Genomic DNA, 16,344 nt, shown 5'->3' with positions numbered 1-16,344 from the left:
TTAAAGGAGTGTGAGCCGAGCGAATCATTTGTCGTTCAGCTCCAGCAATGTCAAGGAACCTCTATGCGACCGCAGTATGATCCAGCCTGGGTTGAAAGTACGGCGCAGGCCAAATGGCTTCAAGGTAATGTATTCAGGGCGGTCGAAGATGACAGTCGACCCAAGTTTTATGCCTGCTCCATGCTCCCTTATCCCTCGGGTAAGTTGCACATGGGGCACGTACGCAACTATACGATCAACGACATGTTGGCCCGTCATTTGCGCATGAAGGGATTCAATGTGCTAATGCCGATGGGCTGGGACGCTTTCGGTTTGCCGGCAGAGAATGCGGCCATGCAGTCGGGTGTTTCTCCCGCCGAGTGGACACGGCTGAACATTGCGGACATGAAGGCGCAAATGCAGCCGCTGGGACTGGCCTTCGATTGGTCGCGCGAGATTGCCACCTGCGACCCGCAGTATTACAAATGGAGTCAGTGGTTCTTCCTCAAGCTGCTGGAAAAGGGCGTGGCCTACAAAAAAAACCAGATAGTCAACTGGGATCCTGTCGACCAAACGGTGCTGGCCAATGAGCAAGTGATCGACGGTCGAGGCTGGCGCTCGGGGGCGCTGGTCGAGAAGCGGGAAATTCCCGGGTACTACCTGCGTATCACTCAATATGCCGATGAGTTGCTGTCTGCCATCGACTCACTGGATGGTTGGCCGGACATGGTTCGCACCATGCAGCGCAACTGGATAGGCAAGGCAAGCGGTGTTCGTCTTGCATTTACCCACCAGATCCGGGATGCGTCGGATCAACTGATCGATGCAGGCAAACTGTGGGTGTTCACAACCCGCGTGGATACGCTCATGGGGGTGTCCTTCTGTGCCATTTCTCCCGAGCATGTACTTTCCAGGCGTGCTCTGGAGCTCGATCCGAGCCTTGAGTCGCAGGTGCAGGCGTGTCGTCAAGCGACAGGCGCCGGTCAGGCCGTCAGCGCCCAAGTCAAGATCGGCGTTCCCTGCGGTTTGCACGTCGAGCACCCGTTGACCGGTAAGCGTGTCGCCCTTTGGATTACCAGTTACGTGCTCAGCGAATATGGTGAAGGCGCCTTGATGGCCGTGCCTGCCCACGATGAGCGTGACTTCGACTTTGCCAATCAATACGGATTGCCTGTTCGGCAGGTCATTGCTTGCGCCGATCAGGTGTATGACTTTCAAGTCTGGTCAGACAGCCATGCCAGTCGGGACGGTCATCTCATCAACTCCGGCGTCTACGATGGGCTGACAGTCGCACAGGCCACCCAGGCCATCGTCGCGGCGTTGGTTGAACGTGGGATGGGCGAGGAAACCACCACTTGGCGCCTGCGCGATTGGGGGATTTCACGACAACGTTACTGGGGGACGCCTATCCCCATTATTCTTTGTGAACATTGTGGCGACGTCCCGGTGCCTTACTCGGATCTACCCGTAGTGTTACCAACCGAATGCATTCCTGACGGCAGCGCAAACCCGTTGCTGGCGCATGACGGGTTTCGCCATGTGGCTTGCCCTTGCTGTGCGGCTCCGGCGCTACGGGAAACGGACACCCTGGACACCTTCGTCGACTCGAGCTGGTATTTCATGCGCTATTGCGATCCCGACAGTGATACCGCGATGGTCGGACCTGGCAGCCGATACTGGATGTCCATCGATCAATACATCGGCGGTATCGAGCACGCAGTGCTGCATTTGCTGTACGCCAGGTTCTGGACCCGGGCTATGCGGGATGAAGGGTTGGTGGCGTTCAGCGAACCGTTCAAGAACCTGTTCACCCAAGGCATGCTGTTGCGGGAAAGTTATTACCGCAACGCGGATGATGGCAGTCGGCGATGGTTTTATCCGGCGCAGGTGACGGTCGAGTGCGATGAAAAAAATCGACCGGTGAAGGCTACGGCGCTTGAGGACGGTTTGCCTGTCATCATTGGCGGCGTGGAAAAAATGTCGAAGTCGAAGAGCAACGTTGTCGAGCCGAAGGACATCATCGACAGGTTCGGCGCCGACACTGCCCGTTTGTTTACCATTTTCGCGGGACCTCCCGACCAGGACACGATCTGGAGCGACAGTGGGGTCGAGGGGGCTTATCGCTTCCTGCGCAGGCTATGGACGTTTGCCTGTGACAATCAGGCCCGGGACAGCAGGGACGATCGGGTTGAGGACGTTGCCGAATCCAGGCGCGTGCGCTTTGAGATGCATCGCTTGCTACGGCAGATCAACAACGATTACGAGCGGATGCAATACAACACAGTAGTGTCGGGTGCGATGAAGATGCTCAAGGTGCTGGAGGGGGGCAGGTCGGCCGGCCTCCAGGTGGCCCGCGAGGGGATGGCGATCCTGTTGCAAGTCCTGAATCCCGTGACGCCGCATATCACCCAGACACTCTGGTCGGAACTGGGGTTCCCGGGCGACATTTATGACAGTTCATGGCCTGTGCCGGACTATGAAGCCTTGAAACAGAATGAAGTAAGAATGATGGTGCAAGTCAACGGCAAGTTGCGTGGGGAAATCCTGATCCAGGCTGATGCCGATCACGACGTAATACGGATCCAGGCATTGGCTGATCCGGTGTTGCGCAGCTATCTCGAAGGCGCGAGCAGGATGATTGTGGTGCCCAACCGACTGGTTAACTTCGTTATCTGATTCTCGATCGCTTACTCCGCTGCCGCCCCTTGTAGGAGCTGGCTTGTCGGATCGCCGCACCGCAGCGAAGACGGCCTCTAACTTGCAGCGCCATAAAGACGCCTTCGCCGGCAAGCCGGCTCCTACAAGGGTGGGGTGAATTCCGGGCAAAAAAACACCCCGAACCAGTCGGGGCGTCAGATGAGCGGCTTTGCGGTTAGCTTTTTATTCGGTTCGCAAGGGCCGTTTGCTTAAGCGAAGCAGATCAGTGGAACTGTTCTTCTTCGGTCGAACCAGTCAGCGCGGTCACCGAGGACGTGCCACCTTGAATCACGGTGGTCATGTCGTCGAAGTAGCCGGTGCCCACTTCCTGCTGGTGAGCCACGAAGGTGTAACCCTTGGCGGCGTCAGCGAACTCTTGCTCTTGCAGCTTCACGTAGGCAGTCATGTCGTTGCGGGCGTAGTCGTGCGCCAGGTTGAACATGCTGTGCCACATGTTGTGAATGCCGGCCAGGGTGATGAACTGGTGCTTGTAACCCATGGCGGACAGTTCGCGCTGGAACTTGGCGATGGTCGCGTCGTCCAGGTTTTTCTTCCAGTTGAAGGAAGGCGAGCAGTTGTACGACAGCAGTTGGTCCGGGTATTCCTTTTTGATCGCTTCAGCGAAGCGACGAGCCTCGTCCAGATCCGGCTTGGCGGTTTCGCACCAGATCAGGTCGGCGAACGGCGCGTAGGCCAGGCCGCGAGCGATGGCCTGGTCGAGACCGGCGCGCACTTTGTAGAAGCCTTCCTGGGTACGTTCGCCAGTCACGAATGGCTGGTCGTACGGGTCGCAGTCGGAAGTCAGCAAGTCGGCTGCGTTAGCGTCGGTACGGGCCAGGATGATGGTCGGTGTACCGGCAACGTCAGCTGCCAGACGAGCAGCGGTCAGCTTCTGCACAGCTTCCTGGGTAGGAACCAGTACCTTGCCGCCCATGTGGCCGCATTTTTTCACGGAAGCCAGTTGGTCTTCGAAGTGAACGCCGGCGGCGCCTGCTTCGATCATGCTCTTCATCAGCTCGTAGGCGTTCAGAACGCCACCGAAACCGGCTTCGGCGTCAGCCACGATCGGAGCGAAGTAGTCGATGTAACCTTCGTCGCCCGGGTTCTTGCCGGCTTTCCACTGGATCTGGTCAGCGCGACGGAACGAGTTGTTGATGCGCTTGACCACGGTCGGAACCGAATCCACCGGGTACAGCGACTGATCCGGGTACATCGATTCGGCGGAGTTGTTGTCCGCAGCCACTTGCCAGCCCGACAGGTAGATCGCCTGGATACCAGCCTTGACTTGTTGCACAGCCTGGCCGCCGGTCAGGGCGCCCATGCAGTTGACGAAATCTTTCTCAGGACGGAAGGACGGCTTGGCACCCTGGGTTACCAGGTTCCAAAGCTTGTCGGCGCCCATTTTTGCAAAGGTGTGCTCAGGTTGAACCGAGCCACGCAGGCGGACGACGTCAGCAGCGGAGTAATTGCGTGTCACGCCTTTCCAGCGCGGGTTTTCAGCCCAATCTTTTTCGAGGGCTGCAATTTGCTGTTCGCGTGTCAGTGCCATGGGGATAAACCTCGTCGCGTCTTTAATCGAAAGTGGTTCTGGGTGGACAATTCCTGCGTGCCAAATACGCAATTCAAAGGGGCGTAAAAGGCTGCTCGCTGACCAGAAGCTTAGGTGGTCAAGTCGGGTTCGGCGGGGATGGCGACGGGATGAACGATGGGCTCGAGGGGAAGTGAGCAGGTAAGGGCGAACTGGCGAGCGCATTCGGGCGTCGTGGGCCTTGGTGCGAACTTCAGTGTGGAGCCGGGCTACCTATTACGCTTCCGTCCCTCGGGACAACTTCGTTCCAGTCGGCAACCTCGTCAAACACACCTTGTGGGCGGTACAGACACGAATCGGCTCGCGGGGTAGGTGCGAACAGCAACTCGAAAGCCCTTGCCAGGGCCTCTGATTAGCGGGAGCGAGGCCATCATGCCTTTGCTTTTTTGGCTCGTCAAACGTTTTGTAGTGCTTTTTTTCAAGCACTACATCTTTGGTCTAATACGACTAATCAGTCAGTTTTTGGTGCTTTAGTCCAACGTATCGACTTTCACTCGCAGAATCATGTCATCCCGGCCCTGAGTCGAGTAGCTGCGGGTCAGGCCCTGTTTGTCGGCCTGAGTCTGGCGATTTACGCCGGCCAGGGTGATCCACTCGCCCAGTCGACCGCTGACAGTTGTGTCGGTACTTTGCACGTTCACTACATCGGGACGTTCCTGGCTCATTCGGTCACGGTTAGTACTGATTGCCAGATGAACGATGTCGCCAGTGACGCTGGCAGTGACGTAGAAGCCTTGGGTGACATTGCGGTATTCGGTCTGGCTGCGCGGATCGCCGTAACTGTCGGTTTGGGTAGTGGTGAGCGGCACGCTTTGGCCGACCTGGATCAGCGCCGGTGTGCCTTCGCTGGCCTGAACCTGCTGGATACCGCCGTCACGGCTGTCGGTGCTGCGGTTGATGATGCGAGTCTGGCTCGGCTTGGCGCCATTCACCGAGTAACCCTGATCGCCCTGGAAGTTGTTTTCGTTGGTGTCGACGGTGATCAGCAAGCGCTTGGCGGCCACGTCGAGTTGGCTGATCAAGGCCTTAAGTTCGTCGATCTTGCGCTGTTCTGCGTTGACGATCAGCTGATTGCCATAGGCGCTGACCTGGCCGTCCTTGCCGATGAAATTCTGCGCCACCGGCAGCAGATCGTCGCTGGTGCGATAGTTCAGGGGCACGATCTCGGTGGCGGCCATGACCGAAATACTGCAGGTCAGCAGCAGCGTGGTGAGCAGGGTGCGTAGGGACATATCCGTTATCTCCGGCCTTCAAAGTCTTGATATTGCCAGTTTGTCGGCCCGTGGTGGGGCAAGTTGAATCGTAGACAGCAAAACGCCCCGGCATCGGTTGATGGCGGGGCGTTTTGTGGTGTTCCTGATGTGCATTTGTGGCGAGGGGGCTTGCCCCCGTTGGGTCGCGCAGCGGCCCCAAGATTTTTAGGGCTGCTGCGCAGCCCAACGGGGGCAAGCCCCCTCGCCACAGGCCTCAGGCGGAGTGACGCACCATGTCCACATGCGGAATCCCGGCTTCCAGGAATTCCTCACTGACCATGCTGAAACCCAAACGCTCATAGAACGCCGTGGCCTGCACTTGCGCGCTCAGCATCTGCTGCTTCAGTCCGCGTTCCTCGGCTTCACCGATCACCGCTTGCATCAGCGCATCGCCGACTTTCAAGCCGCGCCAGTCCTTCAGTACCGACACCCGGCCAATGTGACCATCTGGCAGCAGGCGGGCAGTGCCGATCGGGAAGTCGCCTTCAAAGGCCAGAAAGTGGACTGCCGTTGCGTCATCAGCATCCCATTCCAGCTCAGGCGGAACGGATTGCTCGGCGATGAACACCGTCTCACGAATGCGCCGGATCTCGGCGTTGTCCTTTTGCCAGTCTGCGACACGTACGTGAATTTTATTCATCAGCAAACCCCAGGCTGCCTTGCTTGACCAGCTCGCACAGCAGGCCGCGACCGTCTTCGTCGTTCAGCCACTCGCCAAGGTTGTCGGTGTGCAGGGCGTCGGCGGCGCAGATCATTTTCAGCAGCTCGCGCAGTTTGCCCGGCAGATAACGGCTCTGGCCGCTGGCGAACAGCAGAAGATCGTCATCGACTTCAGACCAGGCCATGCGCGCGCTCGGGTTGCGGATCAGCACCGCGCCTTGCTCAAGGCTGGCGAGGAAGTCTTCTTCTTCGACTTCTTCCGGGCCGACGACCAGCTCCGGGTAGCGCGGCTCGGTCATGTACTGGCCGAACCAGGTCAGCAGCAGGCGCTCATCGCTCATGTGCTCGGCCAGCAACGCTTTCAGGCGATCAAGGGCGTCGTGCTGAATCTGGTGCGGATCGACCGCCGGCAATGCGTCGGCATCGGTGTAGCGCTCTTCATCGGTCAGGAACTGGCTGAGGAAGTCGGTGAAGTGAGTCAGCACTTCAGAGGCGCTCGGGGCGCGGAAGCCGACCGAGTAGGTCATGCAGTCATCCACTGCAACGCCGCAATGGGCCAGGCGCGGCGGCAGGTAGAGCATGTCACCGGGTTCCAGGACCCACTCATCGGTGGCCTCGAAGTCGGCGAGGATGCGCAGGTCCGCGTGCGGCAGCAGCTTGCTCTCGGAATCGCACATCTGGCCGATTTTCCAGTTGCGCTTGCCGTGACCTTGCAGCAGGAACACGTCGTAGTTATCGAAGTGCGGACCCACGCTGCCACCCGGGGCAGCGAAGCTGATCATCACGTCGTCGACGCGCCAGCTCGGCAGGAAGCGGAAGTTTTCCAGCAGTTCGCTGACTTCCGGCACGAATTGGTCGACCGCTTGAACCAGCAGCGTCCAGTCGCGTTCCGGCAGTTTGCTGAATTCGTCTTCGGCGAACGGGCCGCGGCGCAATTCCCAAGGACGCTCGCCGTTCTCGATCACCAGGCGCGACTCAACTTCTTCTTCCAGCGCCAGGCCGGCCAGTTCATCGGCGTCGATCGGGCTTTCGAAATCAGGGATCGCCTGACGGATCAGCAGGGGTTTTTTCTGCCAGTAGTCACGCAGGAATTCGCGTGCCGTGATGCCGCCCAGAAGTTGAAGAGGAATGTCAGGATTCATGTGTAACCTATTGAAAAAAAGCACTTTTCAGACGGGAATAAAAACGCCCGGCGCTGCCGGGCGTCTCAAACGGGTAAAGCGGTCGATCAGATGCGTTTGGCTTGCGCTACAGCGTTGCCGATGTAGTTGGCCGGGGTGAGCAGTTTCAGCTCGGCCTTGGCGGCGGCTGGCATGTCCAGACCGTCGATGAAGGTCTGCAGCGCTTCAGGGCTGATGCCCTTGCCGCGAGTCAGCTCTTTCAATTTCTCGTACGGGTTTTCGATGTTGTAGCGGCGCATCACAGTCTGGATCGGCTCGGCCAACACTTCCCAGCACGCGTCCAGGTCAGCGGCAATCTTCTGCTGGTTGAGTTCCAGCTTGCTGATGCCTTTGAGGCTGGCCTCGTACGCGATCACGCTGTGGGCGAAACCGACACCGAGGTTGCGCAGCACGGTGGAGTCGGTCAGGTCACGCTGCCAGCGGGAGATCGGCAGCTTGCTCGCCAAGTGCTGGAACAGTGCGTTGGCGATACCCAGGTTGCCTTCGGAGTTTTCGAAGTCGATCGGGTTGACCTTGTGCGGCATGGTCGACGAACCGATTTCGCCAGCGATGGTGCGCTGTTTGAAATAACCCAGGGAGATGTAGCCCCAGATGTCACGGTCGAAGTCGATCAGGATGGTGTTGAAGCGCGCGATCGCGTCGAACAGCTCGGCGATATAGTCGTGCGGTTCGATCTGCGTGGTGTACGGGTTGAAGCCCAGGCCCAGCTCGTCTTCGATGAAGGCGCGGGCGTTGGCTTCCCAGTCGATCTCAGGGTAGGCCGACAGGTGAGCGTTGTAGTTGCCGACAGCGCCGTTGATTTTACCCAGCAGCGGAACGGCGGCGACTTGAGCGATTTGACGCTCCAGACGGTAAACCACGTTCGCCAGCTCTTTGCCCAGGGTGGTCGGCGAGGCCGGTTGACCGTGGGTACGCGACAGCATCGGCACGTCAGCGAAACGGATGGCCAATTCGCGGATGGCTTCGGCGGTTTGGCGCATCAGCGGCAGCATCACGTCATCACGGCCTTCGCGCAGCATCAGGGCGTGGGATAGGTTGTTGATGTCTTCGCTGGTGCAGGCAAAGTGGATGAACTCGCTGACGGCAGCCAGTTCTGGCAGCTTGGCCGCTTGCTCTTTGAGCAGGTACTCAATGGCTTTGACGTCGTGGTTGGTGGTGCGCTCGATCTCTTTGACACGCTCGGCGTGCTCCAGAGAGAAGTTTTCCGCCAGGGTGTTCAACACAGCGTTGGCTTCGGCGGAGAACGCCGGCACTTCGCTGATGGCAGGGTGAGCGGCCAGGCGCTGGAGCCAGCGCACTTCAACCAGAACGCGAGCACGGATCAGACCGTATTCGCTGAAAATTGGGCGCAGGGCCTGGGTTTTGCCGGCGTAGCGGCCGTCAACAGGGGAAACCGCAGTGAGCGAAGAGAGCTGCATGGGGTGTTCTCGGACAGTCGGGCAACGAAATGGGGCGCGTATCATACATGAAAAAATCCGCCGGTCCGTTGCCAACTGACCGGCGTATTACGCGTTACTGACTACAAAGCGGTATTGCGGGCGCGGTTCAGCTGCTGCGCATCAGCGGGTAAAGCTCTTTAAGCAATTTGCGCCGGCTAATCACCAACTGCCAGCGATGACCGCCCAGCTGCCGCCACAGGCGTGCCGAACGGATCCCGGCCAGCAACAGCGCGCGAATCTTCGAGGCATTGCTCGGTTGCTGCAGGTTGCGCATGTCGCCATGCACCTGAATCCGTTGGCGCAGGGTGCTCAGGGTGTCCTGATACAGCGCACCGCAGGCGGCGATTACGTTTTCATGAGCCGGGCCGAAGTGTTCGACCTGGGACTGGATCTGTGGCAAACGCTTGCCGATCACTTCCAGCATGTCTTCGCGCTTGGCCAATTGACGCTCCAGCCCCAGCATTGACAGGGCGTAGCGCAGCGGTTCGCGCTGAAGGGTGCTGGGGTCGCGCTCCAGGGCGCCGATCAATGCGCGGTAGCCTTCACGCAGATTGATGTCGTCACCGCCATAGACTTCCAGCGTGTCCTTGGGGTCGCGAATCAACAGGCTGCCGAGCATGCAGGTCAGGCCGGCTTCGTTGGTCTGGCCACTTTTGGCGATTCTGTCGACCAGTACGGCGGCGAGAAACACGCCGCCCAGGGCCGTCAGTTGCTCCTGAGTCGGGCTCATGAACGCTGACCCTTGCTGGTCCAGGGTTCGGCCACTTCGATCACGCCGCCGCCGAGGCAGATTTCGCCGTCGTAGAACACCACGGATTGGCCTGGGGTGACCGCGCGTTGCGGGTCATCGAAGGTCGCGCGGTAGCCGGTGGCAGTCTTTTCCAGCGTACAAGGCTGGTCGCTCTGGCGATAACGAACTTTGGCGGTCAGCTTGCGCGGCTCGGTCAAATCGATCGGGTTGACCCAATAGATGTCCGAGGCGAGCAAGGCGCGGGAGAACAAATAAGGGTGATCATTACCCTGGCCAACGATCAGCTCGTTGTGTTCCAGGTCCTTGATCAGCACGTACCACGGCTCGTCACCGGCGTCTTTCAAGCCGCCGATGCCCAGGCCCTGACGCTGGCCAATGGTGTGATACATCAAGCCGTGGTGACGGCCGATGACTTCGCCTTCGGTGGTCTTGATCTCGCCTGGCTGGGCCGGCAGGTATTGCTTGAGGAAGTCGCTGAAGCGGCGTTCGCCGATAAAGCAGATCCCTGTGGAATCCTTCTTCTTCGCGGTGGCCAGGTCGTGTTTCTCGGCAATCGCGCGCACTTCGGGTTTTTCCAGTTCGCCGACCGGGAACAGCGTCTTGGCGATCTGTTCGCCGCCGACGGCGTGCAGGAAGTAGCTCTGGTCCTTGTTCGGATCCAGGCCCTTGAGCAATTCGGTGCGACCATCGATGTCGCGGCGGCGCACGTAGTGGCCGGTGGCGATCAGGTCGGCGCCGAGCATCATGGCGTAGTCGAGGAACGCCTTGAACTTGATCTCGCGGTTGCAGAGGATGTCCGGGTTCGGCGTGCGACCGGCCTTGTATTCGGCCAGGAAATGCTCGAACACGTTGTCCCAGTACTCAGCGGCGAAGTTGGCGGTGTGCAGCTTGATGCCAATCTTGTCGCACACGGCCTGAGCGTCCGCCAGGTCATCCATGGCGGTGCAGTATTCCGTTCCATCGTCTTCTTCCCAGTTCTTCATGAACAGGCCTTCCACCTCATAGCCCTGCTCGATCAGCAGGAGAGCGGAAACGGAAGAGTCCACGCCGCCGGACATGCCGACAATGACGCGCTTCTTTTGTGTGTCAGAAGGGGCTGGATCACGCATAGGGATTCAATGAGTGTCTTGAAAAAGGACGCGATTCTAGCAGGCCGAAGCCCGCAAGGCTAAAGAGAAGGGCGGATCAGTTCGAGACCGAAGTGTTTGCCGTCCAGATAATCATCGATACAGCGGATGATCAGCTCACTGCGCCAGTTTGCGCGCTGTTGCAGCAGTTCGTCACGCGTCAGCCATTTTGCGCCGACGATACCGTCGTCCAGCTGATAGTCCGGATGGTGTTTGAGCGGTTTTGCGGTGAAGCAGACCCGTTGGTAGGTCACGCCGTTGCTCGGGGCGGTGTAGAGGTAAATGCCCACCACGCCAGTCGGCTCGACATCCCAGCCGGTTTCTTCGAGGGTTTCGCGTACGGCGGCCTCGATCAGGGTTTCGTCCGGGTCGAGGTGGCCGGCGGGTTGGTTGAGCACCGTTTGTCCGTGCTTGAGTTCTTCGACCATCAGGAAGCGACCATTGTCTTCGACGATGGTGGCGACGGTGATGTGGGGTAGCCAATCCATGAAGCTTCCTCGAATTTTGAATATTGAAACACGGTTCCTGTGGGAGCTGGCTTGTCGGATCGCCGCACCGCTGCGATGGCGGTGGGTCAGTCGAAAGCAATGTTGAATGATAAACCGCCATCGCAGGCAAGCCAGCTCCTACAGGGTCGGGTTCTGACAGATAAATATGTATGAATGCCAGAAACACAAACCCCGGCACATGGCCGGGGGTTGTGATGTTCCCTTACAACCTTAAACCAGCGCAGCGATCGCGGCGTTGAAGGTGTTGCTCGGGCGCATGGCCTTGCTGATCAGCTCGGCATTGGCGTGGTAGTAACCGCCGATGTCCACTGGCTTGCCCTGAACGGCGTTGAGCTCGGCAACGATGGTCGCTTCGTTCTCGGTCAGGGTTTTGGCCAGTTCGCCGAACTGCGCTTGCAGTGCAGTGTCTTCGGTCTGGGCGGCCAGGGCTTGAGCCCAGTACAGCGCCAGGTAGAAGTGGCTGCCGCGGTTGTCGATGTTGCCGACTTTGCGCGATGGCGACTTGTTGTTATCCAGGAACTGGCCAGTGGCCTGATCCAGGGTCTTGGCCAGCACCAGCGCTTTAGGGTTGTTGTAGGTGACACCCAAGTGCTCAAGGGAAGCGGCCAGGGCCAGGAACTCGCCCAGGGAATCCCAGCGCAGGAAGTTCTCTTCCAGCAGTTGCTGAACGTGCTTCGGTGCCGAACCGCCAGCGCCGGTTTCAAACAGACCACCGCCGTTCATCAGCGGAACGATCGACAGCATCTTGGCGCTGGTGCCCAGTTCCATGATCGGGAACAGGTCGGTCAGGTAGTCGCGCAATACGTTGCCGGTCACCGAAATGGTGTCCTTGCCTTCGCGAGTGCGGTCCAGGGTGAACTTCATCGCGTCGACAGGCGACATGATGCGGATGTCCAGGCCGGAAGTATCGTGATCCTTCAGGTACGCCTGAACTTTCTCGATCACTACGCCGTCGTGGGCGCGCATTGGGTCCAGCCAGAAAATGGCCGGCGTTGCGCTTGCACGGGCACGGTTGACGGCCAGTTTGACCCAATCCTGGATCGGTGCGTCTTTGGTCTGGCACATGCGGAAGATGTCGCCGGCTTCAACCGACTGTTCCAGCAGAGTGCGGCCAGCGCCGTCGGAAACCCGAACTACGCCGTTTGCCTTGATCTGGAAAGTCTTGTCGTGGGAGCCGTACTCTTCGGCTTTTTTCGCCATCAGGCCAACGTTCGGCACGCTGCCCATGGTGGTTGGATCAAAAGCGCCGTTAGCCTTGCAGTCTTCGATCACTGCCTGGTAGATGGTGGCGTAGCAGCGATCCGGGATCACAGCCTTGGTGTCGTGCAGCTGGCCGTCAGTACCCCACATTTTGCCGGAGTCACGGATCATCGCCGGCATCGAGGCGTCGACGATGACGTCGCTCGGCACGTGCAGGTTGGTGATGCCTTTGTCGGAGTTGACCATGGCCAACGACGGACGAACGGCGTAGACCGCCTGGATGTCCGCTTCGATCTGCGCTTGTTGCTCAGCCGGCAGGGCTTTGATACGAGCGTACAGGTCGCCGATGCCGTTGTTCAGGTTGAAGCCGATCTGTGCCAGCACGTCAGCGTGCTTGGCCAGTGCGTCTTTATAGAACTCGGCAACGATCTGGCCGAACATGATCGGGTCGGAGACCTTCATCATGGTGGCTTTCAGGTGAACCGACAGCAACACGCCTTTGGCTTTGGCGTCTTCGATCTCGGCTGCGATGAAGCTGCGCAGCGCTTTTTTGCTCAGAACGGCGCAATCGAGGATCTCACCGGCTTGCACGGTGGTTTTTTCTTTCAGGACGGTGGTGGTGCCGTCTTGAGCGATCAGTTCGATTTTTACGGCGTCAGCGGCGTCGATCAGGGCGGCTTTTTCGCTGCCGTAGAAATCGCCGGTGCTCATGTGAGCGACGTGGGACTTGGAGTCTTTGGCCCATGCGCCCATTTTGTGCGGGTGCTTGCGCGCGTAGTTCTTGACCGACAGCGGTGCACGACGATCGGAGTTGCCTTCGCGCAGAACCGGGTTCACGGCGCTGCCCTTGATCTTGTCGTAACGCGACTTGGCGAGCTTGTCGGCATCGCTGGTCACGGTTTCCGGGTAGTCCGGCAGTGCGAAGCCCTGGGCTTGCAGCTCTTTGATCGCGGCCTGCAGTTGCGGAACCGAAGCACTGATGTTCGGCAGCTTGATGATGTTGGCTTCAGGCGTAACGGCCAGGTCGCCCAGTTCGGCGAGGTGGTCGGCTACGGCTTTGTCACCCAATTGCTCGGGGAAGCTGGCCAGAATGCGCCCTGCAAGAGAGATATCGCGGGTTTCAACGGCGATATCAGCCGAGGCGGTGAAAGCCTCTACGATAGGCAACAGTGAATAGGTGGCGAGGGCTGGGGCTTCGTCGGTGAAGGTATAGATGATCTTCGAGCGGGTGGGCATATTCGGATTAACTCTCTCTTCTTTGCTAAAGCGTGCGCAGAAACTCGAGGGGCGCCGGGTAAGCGCGTTCGTTCAAAGTCATCCATGAGCCGAATGTCGAGGTTTCTTCGCGGTGATGTTGGGTGCATCAGTCGAGCGTCAAGCGGGTGGACTGCGGTAGCAATCCGGCTTATTCGGGCCCAACGTCTTGTGATAGAGCGGTCGGCCGTCGTGACTCTGTGGTCAGCGGCGGCATTATACATAGGTAGCTGGCAATCTGCCGATGGTTCATAGGCAACGTTTTTCGTCCATTGGTCTAAAGGTCGCAGGCCGGTGTGGGGCGTAGAGTCATTCGCCGTGCTTGAGTTTGGCGCTTTTCCCTTTGCTTTCAGGCTTGTACGTCGCGAACTGTGCAGCTTTGCGGCAGATGGGCGGAACATAGGGTTTGCGCGCCGATTTAACTGGGGTACGCTCGAACGCAGCCAGATGTTCAATCCAAACAATGGAGTACAGCATGGGATACAAGAAGATTCAGGTTCCAGCCGTCGGCGACAAAATCACCGTCAACGCGGACCATTCTCTCAATGTTCCTAACAACCCGATCATCCCCTTCATTGAAGGCGATGGTATTGGCGTTGATATCAGCCCGGTCATGATCAAGGTTGTCGATGCTGCTGTTAAGAAGGCTTACGGCGGCGAGCGCAAAATTTCCTGGATGGAAGTCTACGCCGGGGAGAAAGCGACTCAGGTTTACGATCAGGACACCTGGCTGCCTCAGGAAACCCTGGACGCGGTCAAAGATTACGTGGTTTCCATCAAGGGCCCTCTGACCACGCCGGTCGGTGGCGGCATTCGTTCGCTGAACGTGGCCCTGCGTCAGCAGCTCGACCTGTATGTCTGCCTGCGTCCGGTGCGCTGGTTCGAAGGCGTACCGAGCCCGGTCAAGAAGCCTGGCGACGTCGACATGACTATCTTCCGTGAAAACTCGGAAGACATTTATGCCGGTATCGAATGGAAAGCCGGTTCGCCGGAAGCGACCAAGGTCATCAAGTTCCTTAAAGAAGAAATGGGCGTCACCAAGATCCGTTTCGACGAAAACTGCGGTATCGGCATCAAGCCGGTTTCCCTGGAAGGCACCAAGCGTCTGGCGCGCAAGGCTCTGCAGTATGTGGTCGACAACGACCGCGACTCGCTGACCATCGTGCACAAAGGCAACATCATGAAGTTCACCGAAGGTGCCTTCAAGGAATGGGCCTACGAAGTGGCCGCTGAAGAATTCGGCGCGACCCTGCTCGACGGCGGTCCGTGGATGCAGTTCAAGAACCCGAAAACCGGCAAGAACGTCATCGTCAAGGACGCCATCGCCGACGCCATGCTCCAGCAGATCCTGCTGCGTCCGGCCGAGTACGATGTGATCGCGACCCTGAACCTCAACGGCGACTACCTCTCCGACGCCCTGGCGGCCGAAGTGGGCGGTATCGGTATCGCGCCGGGTGCCAACCTGTCCGACACCGTGGCCATGTTCGAAGCGACCCACGGGACTGCGCCGAAGTATGCCGGCAAGGACCAGGTCAACCCGGGTTCGTTGATCCTGTCCGCCGAGATGATGCTGCGTCACATGGGCTGGACCGAAGCGGCCGACCTGATCATCAAAGGCACCAACGGCGCGATTTCCGCGAAAACCGTGACCTATGACTTCGAACGTCTGATGGAGGGCGCGAAACTGCTGTCCTCTTCCGCGTTTGGTGATGCGTTGATCTCGCACATGTAAACCAGCTGACAAAAAAACCGCCTTCGGGCGGTTTTTTTATGACTGGATGACGAGCTGCGTCAGCTCGACACTGTCTCTTGCTGGGTGGCAGTGGCGCTCTGTTCGTTCGGGGAGGTGGCCGACGCGATATTTACTGCATGCAGCCCTTTGGGGCCCTGAACAATATCGAACCTAACGATTTGCCCAGCCTTGAGGGTTTTGTATCCGTCCATGTCAATGGCCGAGTAGTGGGCAAAGAAATCGATGTCCTTGCCATCCTCGTCACGACCTTCTCTGGCGTCGGTATTAATGAAACCGAACCCCTTGGCATTGTTGAACCATTTCACCTTACCGACAGCCATACCCATATCCCTCTGCAACAGACTCCATCACTGGAGTATCATCCAGTTAATCCGCAGTCTAATCTTGCAAATAGATTGACTCCGCGGACCTTTTTTACCCACTGTGGGCTCTATTGTTTGTAACACCGATTTTCCGATAGTCAAGGTGACCGGGCAGTCGGAGTTGAAAACGTTCATGAGCGCCCCCACCACTGTATTTGCACAACTGACGAACCTTTCTTTCCATGCATGCAATCAGCCAGATTCGACTAACATTCAATCAGGATCGCCCGGCTCTCCAAAAAGATCACCCGGAGGAACACGACGACGATTCCGCAGGCATTGCTGTTCAGGAGGCTAAGCCTGCTTTACAGGCGCCACCGATGTACAAGGTGGTTTTGTTCAATGATGACTACACACCGATGGATTTCGTCGTCGAAGTGCTCGAGGTGTTTTTTAACCTGAATCGCGAGCTGGCGACCAAGGTCATGCTGGCCGTCCACACAGAAGGACGGGCAGTATGTGGAGTGTTTACCCGCGACATCGCCGAGACCAAGGCCATGCAGGTCAACCAGTACGCCAGGGAAAGCCAGCATCCGCTACTCTGTGAAATCGAGAAGGACGGTTAATCGCCGACCACTTGGGTATGAGGTG

Annotated in this window: 13 protein-coding genes; 3 read left to right on the top strand and 10 right to left on the bottom strand. The window is 58.5% G+C overall.

All coding sequences use genetic code 11. The features are described from left to right. Positions 1-63: 63 nt before the first annotated feature. On the top strand, positions 64-2,655 hold the full coding sequence (gene leuS / locus ACZ3HH_RS02815) for a leucine--tRNA ligase (protein ID WP_465802737.1): 2,592 nt from the start codon (positions 64-66) through the stop codon (positions 2,653-2,655). 244 nt (positions 2,656-2,899) lie between these two features. Here leuS and aceA read toward each other — a convergent pair whose 3' ends face one another. From aceA to ACZ3HH_RS02770, 9 genes are all read right to left on the bottom strand, one after another. Beyond that, entirely contained in the window at positions 2,900-4,225 is a 1,326-nt protein-coding gene (gene aceA / locus ACZ3HH_RS02810) for an isocitrate lyase (protein ID WP_007905048.1), read from the bottom strand. 509 nt (positions 4,226-4,734) lie between these two features. After that, positions 4,735-5,496, bottom strand: a complete 762-nt coding sequence (locus ACZ3HH_RS02805; protein ID WP_465802654.1) for a secretin N-terminal domain-containing protein — start codon at positions 5,494-5,496, stop codon at positions 4,735-4,737. A 235-nt stretch (positions 5,497-5,731) separates the two neighbouring features. Further along, positions 5,732-6,157 carry a GNAT family N-acetyltransferase gene (locus ACZ3HH_RS02800; protein WP_007905044.1) on the bottom strand — a complete coding sequence of 142 codons (426 nt, stop codon included), beginning with the start codon at positions 6,155-6,157 and terminating at the stop codon, positions 5,732-5,734. Next, positions 6,150-7,319 carry a ribosomal protein uL16 3-hydroxylase gene (locus ACZ3HH_RS02795; protein ID WP_465802653.1) on the bottom strand — a complete coding sequence of 390 codons (1,170 nt, stop codon included), beginning with the start codon at positions 7,317-7,319 and terminating at the stop codon, positions 6,150-6,152. The genes ACZ3HH_RS02800 and ACZ3HH_RS02795 overlap by 8 nt, the downstream gene beginning before the upstream one ends. Positions 7,320-7,405: 86 nt before the next feature. Further along, positions 7,406-8,776, bottom strand: coding sequence for an adenylosuccinate lyase (gene purB, locus ACZ3HH_RS02790; RefSeq protein WP_050682723.1), 1,371 nt, complete (start codon positions 8,774-8,776; stop codon positions 7,406-7,408). 127 nt (positions 8,777-8,903) lie between these two features. Then, on the bottom strand, positions 8,904-9,527 hold the full coding sequence (hflD, locus tag ACZ3HH_RS02785; RefSeq protein ID WP_465802652.1) for a high frequency lysogenization protein HflD: 624 nt from the start codon (positions 9,525-9,527) through the stop codon (positions 8,904-8,906). Further along, positions 9,524-10,657 carry a tRNA 2-thiouridine(34) synthase MnmA gene (gene mnmA, locus ACZ3HH_RS02780; protein WP_201060924.1) on the bottom strand — a complete coding sequence of 378 codons (1,134 nt, stop codon included), beginning with the start codon at positions 10,655-10,657 and terminating at the stop codon, positions 9,524-9,526. Before mnmA ends, hflD begins: the two co-directional genes overlap by 4 nt. 59 nt (positions 10,658-10,716) lie before the next feature. Next, positions 10,717-11,163 carry an NUDIX hydrolase gene (locus tag ACZ3HH_RS02775; protein WP_038982519.1) on the bottom strand — a complete coding sequence of 149 codons (447 nt, stop codon included), beginning with the start codon at positions 11,161-11,163 and terminating at the stop codon, positions 10,717-10,719. A gap of 231 nt (positions 11,164-11,394) precedes the next feature. Then, positions 11,395-13,620: an NADP-dependent isocitrate dehydrogenase gene (locus ACZ3HH_RS02770; RefSeq protein WP_465802651.1), complete on the bottom strand. Its 2,226-nt coding sequence runs from the start codon at positions 13,618-13,620 to the stop codon at positions 11,395-11,397. Between the two features lie 493 nt (positions 13,621-14,113). Here ACZ3HH_RS02770 and icd point away from each other — a divergent pair, with 493 nt between their 5' ends. After that, positions 14,114-15,370, top strand: coding sequence for an NADP-dependent isocitrate dehydrogenase (gene icd, locus ACZ3HH_RS02765; RefSeq protein WP_123358348.1), 1,257 nt, complete (start codon positions 14,114-14,116; stop codon positions 15,368-15,370). 59 nt (positions 15,371-15,429) lie between these two features. On the opposite strand, the gene ACZ3HH_RS02760 is transcribed toward icd, so the two are convergent. After that, the gene (locus ACZ3HH_RS02760; protein ID WP_465802650.1) at positions 15,430-15,711 is read right to left on the bottom strand and encodes a cold shock domain-containing protein; all 282 of its coding nucleotides are present in this window, start codon (positions 15,709-15,711) and stop codon (positions 15,430-15,432) included. A gap of 224 nt (positions 15,712-15,935) precedes the next feature. Between ACZ3HH_RS02760 and clpS the strand changes: the two genes are divergently transcribed. Beyond that, positions 15,936-16,319 (top strand): ATP-dependent Clp protease adapter ClpS, encoded by a 384-nt coding sequence (clpS, locus tag ACZ3HH_RS02755; protein ID WP_038982524.1) that lies wholly within the window; start codon positions 15,936-15,938, stop codon positions 16,317-16,319. Positions 16,320-16,344 lie beyond the last annotated feature (25 nt).

This window comes from Pseudomonas sp. PME37.24/025, from assembly GCF_055556615.1.
The sequence above is the reverse complement of the archived record's forward strand: the minus strand, read 5'-3'. Positions and strand labels throughout refer to the sequence as shown.

What these genes read in the sequence shown, in the direction of transcription:
- ACZ3HH_RS02805 (WP_465802654.1), bottom strand. Translation starts at nt 5,496, where the DNA reads ATGTCCCTACGCACCCTGCTCACCACGCTGCTGCTGACCTGCAGTATT.
- ACZ3HH_RS02795 (WP_465802653.1), bottom strand. Translation starts at nt 7,319, where the DNA reads ATGAATCCTGACATTCCTCTTCAACTTCTGGGCGGCATCACGGCACGC.
- leuS (WP_465802737.1), top strand. Translation starts at nt 64, where the DNA reads ATGCGACCGCAGTATGATCCAGCCTGGGTTGAAAGTACGGCGCAGGCC.
- ACZ3HH_RS02775 (WP_038982519.1), bottom strand. Translation starts at nt 11,163, where the DNA reads ATGGATTGGCTACCCCACATCACCGTCGCCACCATCGTCGAAGACAAT.
- ACZ3HH_RS02760 (WP_465802650.1), bottom strand. Translation starts at nt 15,711, where the DNA reads ATGGCTGTCGGTAAGGTGAAATGGTTCAACAATGCCAAGGGGTTCGGT.
- icd (WP_123358348.1), top strand. Translation starts at nt 14,114, where the DNA reads ATGGGATACAAGAAGATTCAGGTTCCAGCCGTCGGCGACAAAATCACC.
- ACZ3HH_RS02770 (WP_465802651.1), bottom strand. Translation starts at nt 13,620, where the DNA reads ATGCCCACCCGCTCGAAGATCATCTATACCTTCACCGACGAAGCCCCA.
- mnmA (WP_201060924.1), bottom strand. Translation starts at nt 10,657, where the DNA reads ATGCGTGATCCAGCCCCTTCTGACACACAAAAGAAGCGCGTCATTGTC.
- hflD (WP_465802652.1), bottom strand. Translation starts at nt 9,527, where the DNA reads ATGAGCCCGACTCAGGAGCAACTGACGGCCCTGGGCGGCGTGTTTCTC.
- purB (WP_050682723.1), bottom strand. Translation starts at nt 8,776, where the DNA reads ATGCAGCTCTCTTCGCTCACTGCGGTTTCCCCTGTTGACGGCCGCTAC.
- aceA (WP_007905048.1), bottom strand. Translation starts at nt 4,225, where the DNA reads ATGGCACTGACACGCGAACAGCAAATTGCAGCCCTCGAAAAAGATTGG.
- clpS (WP_038982524.1), top strand. Translation starts at nt 15,936, where the DNA reads ATGCATGCAATCAGCCAGATTCGACTAACATTCAATCAGGATCGCCCG.
- ACZ3HH_RS02800 (WP_007905044.1), bottom strand. Translation starts at nt 6,157, where the DNA reads ATGAATAAAATTCACGTACGTGTCGCAGACTGGCAAAAGGACAACGCC.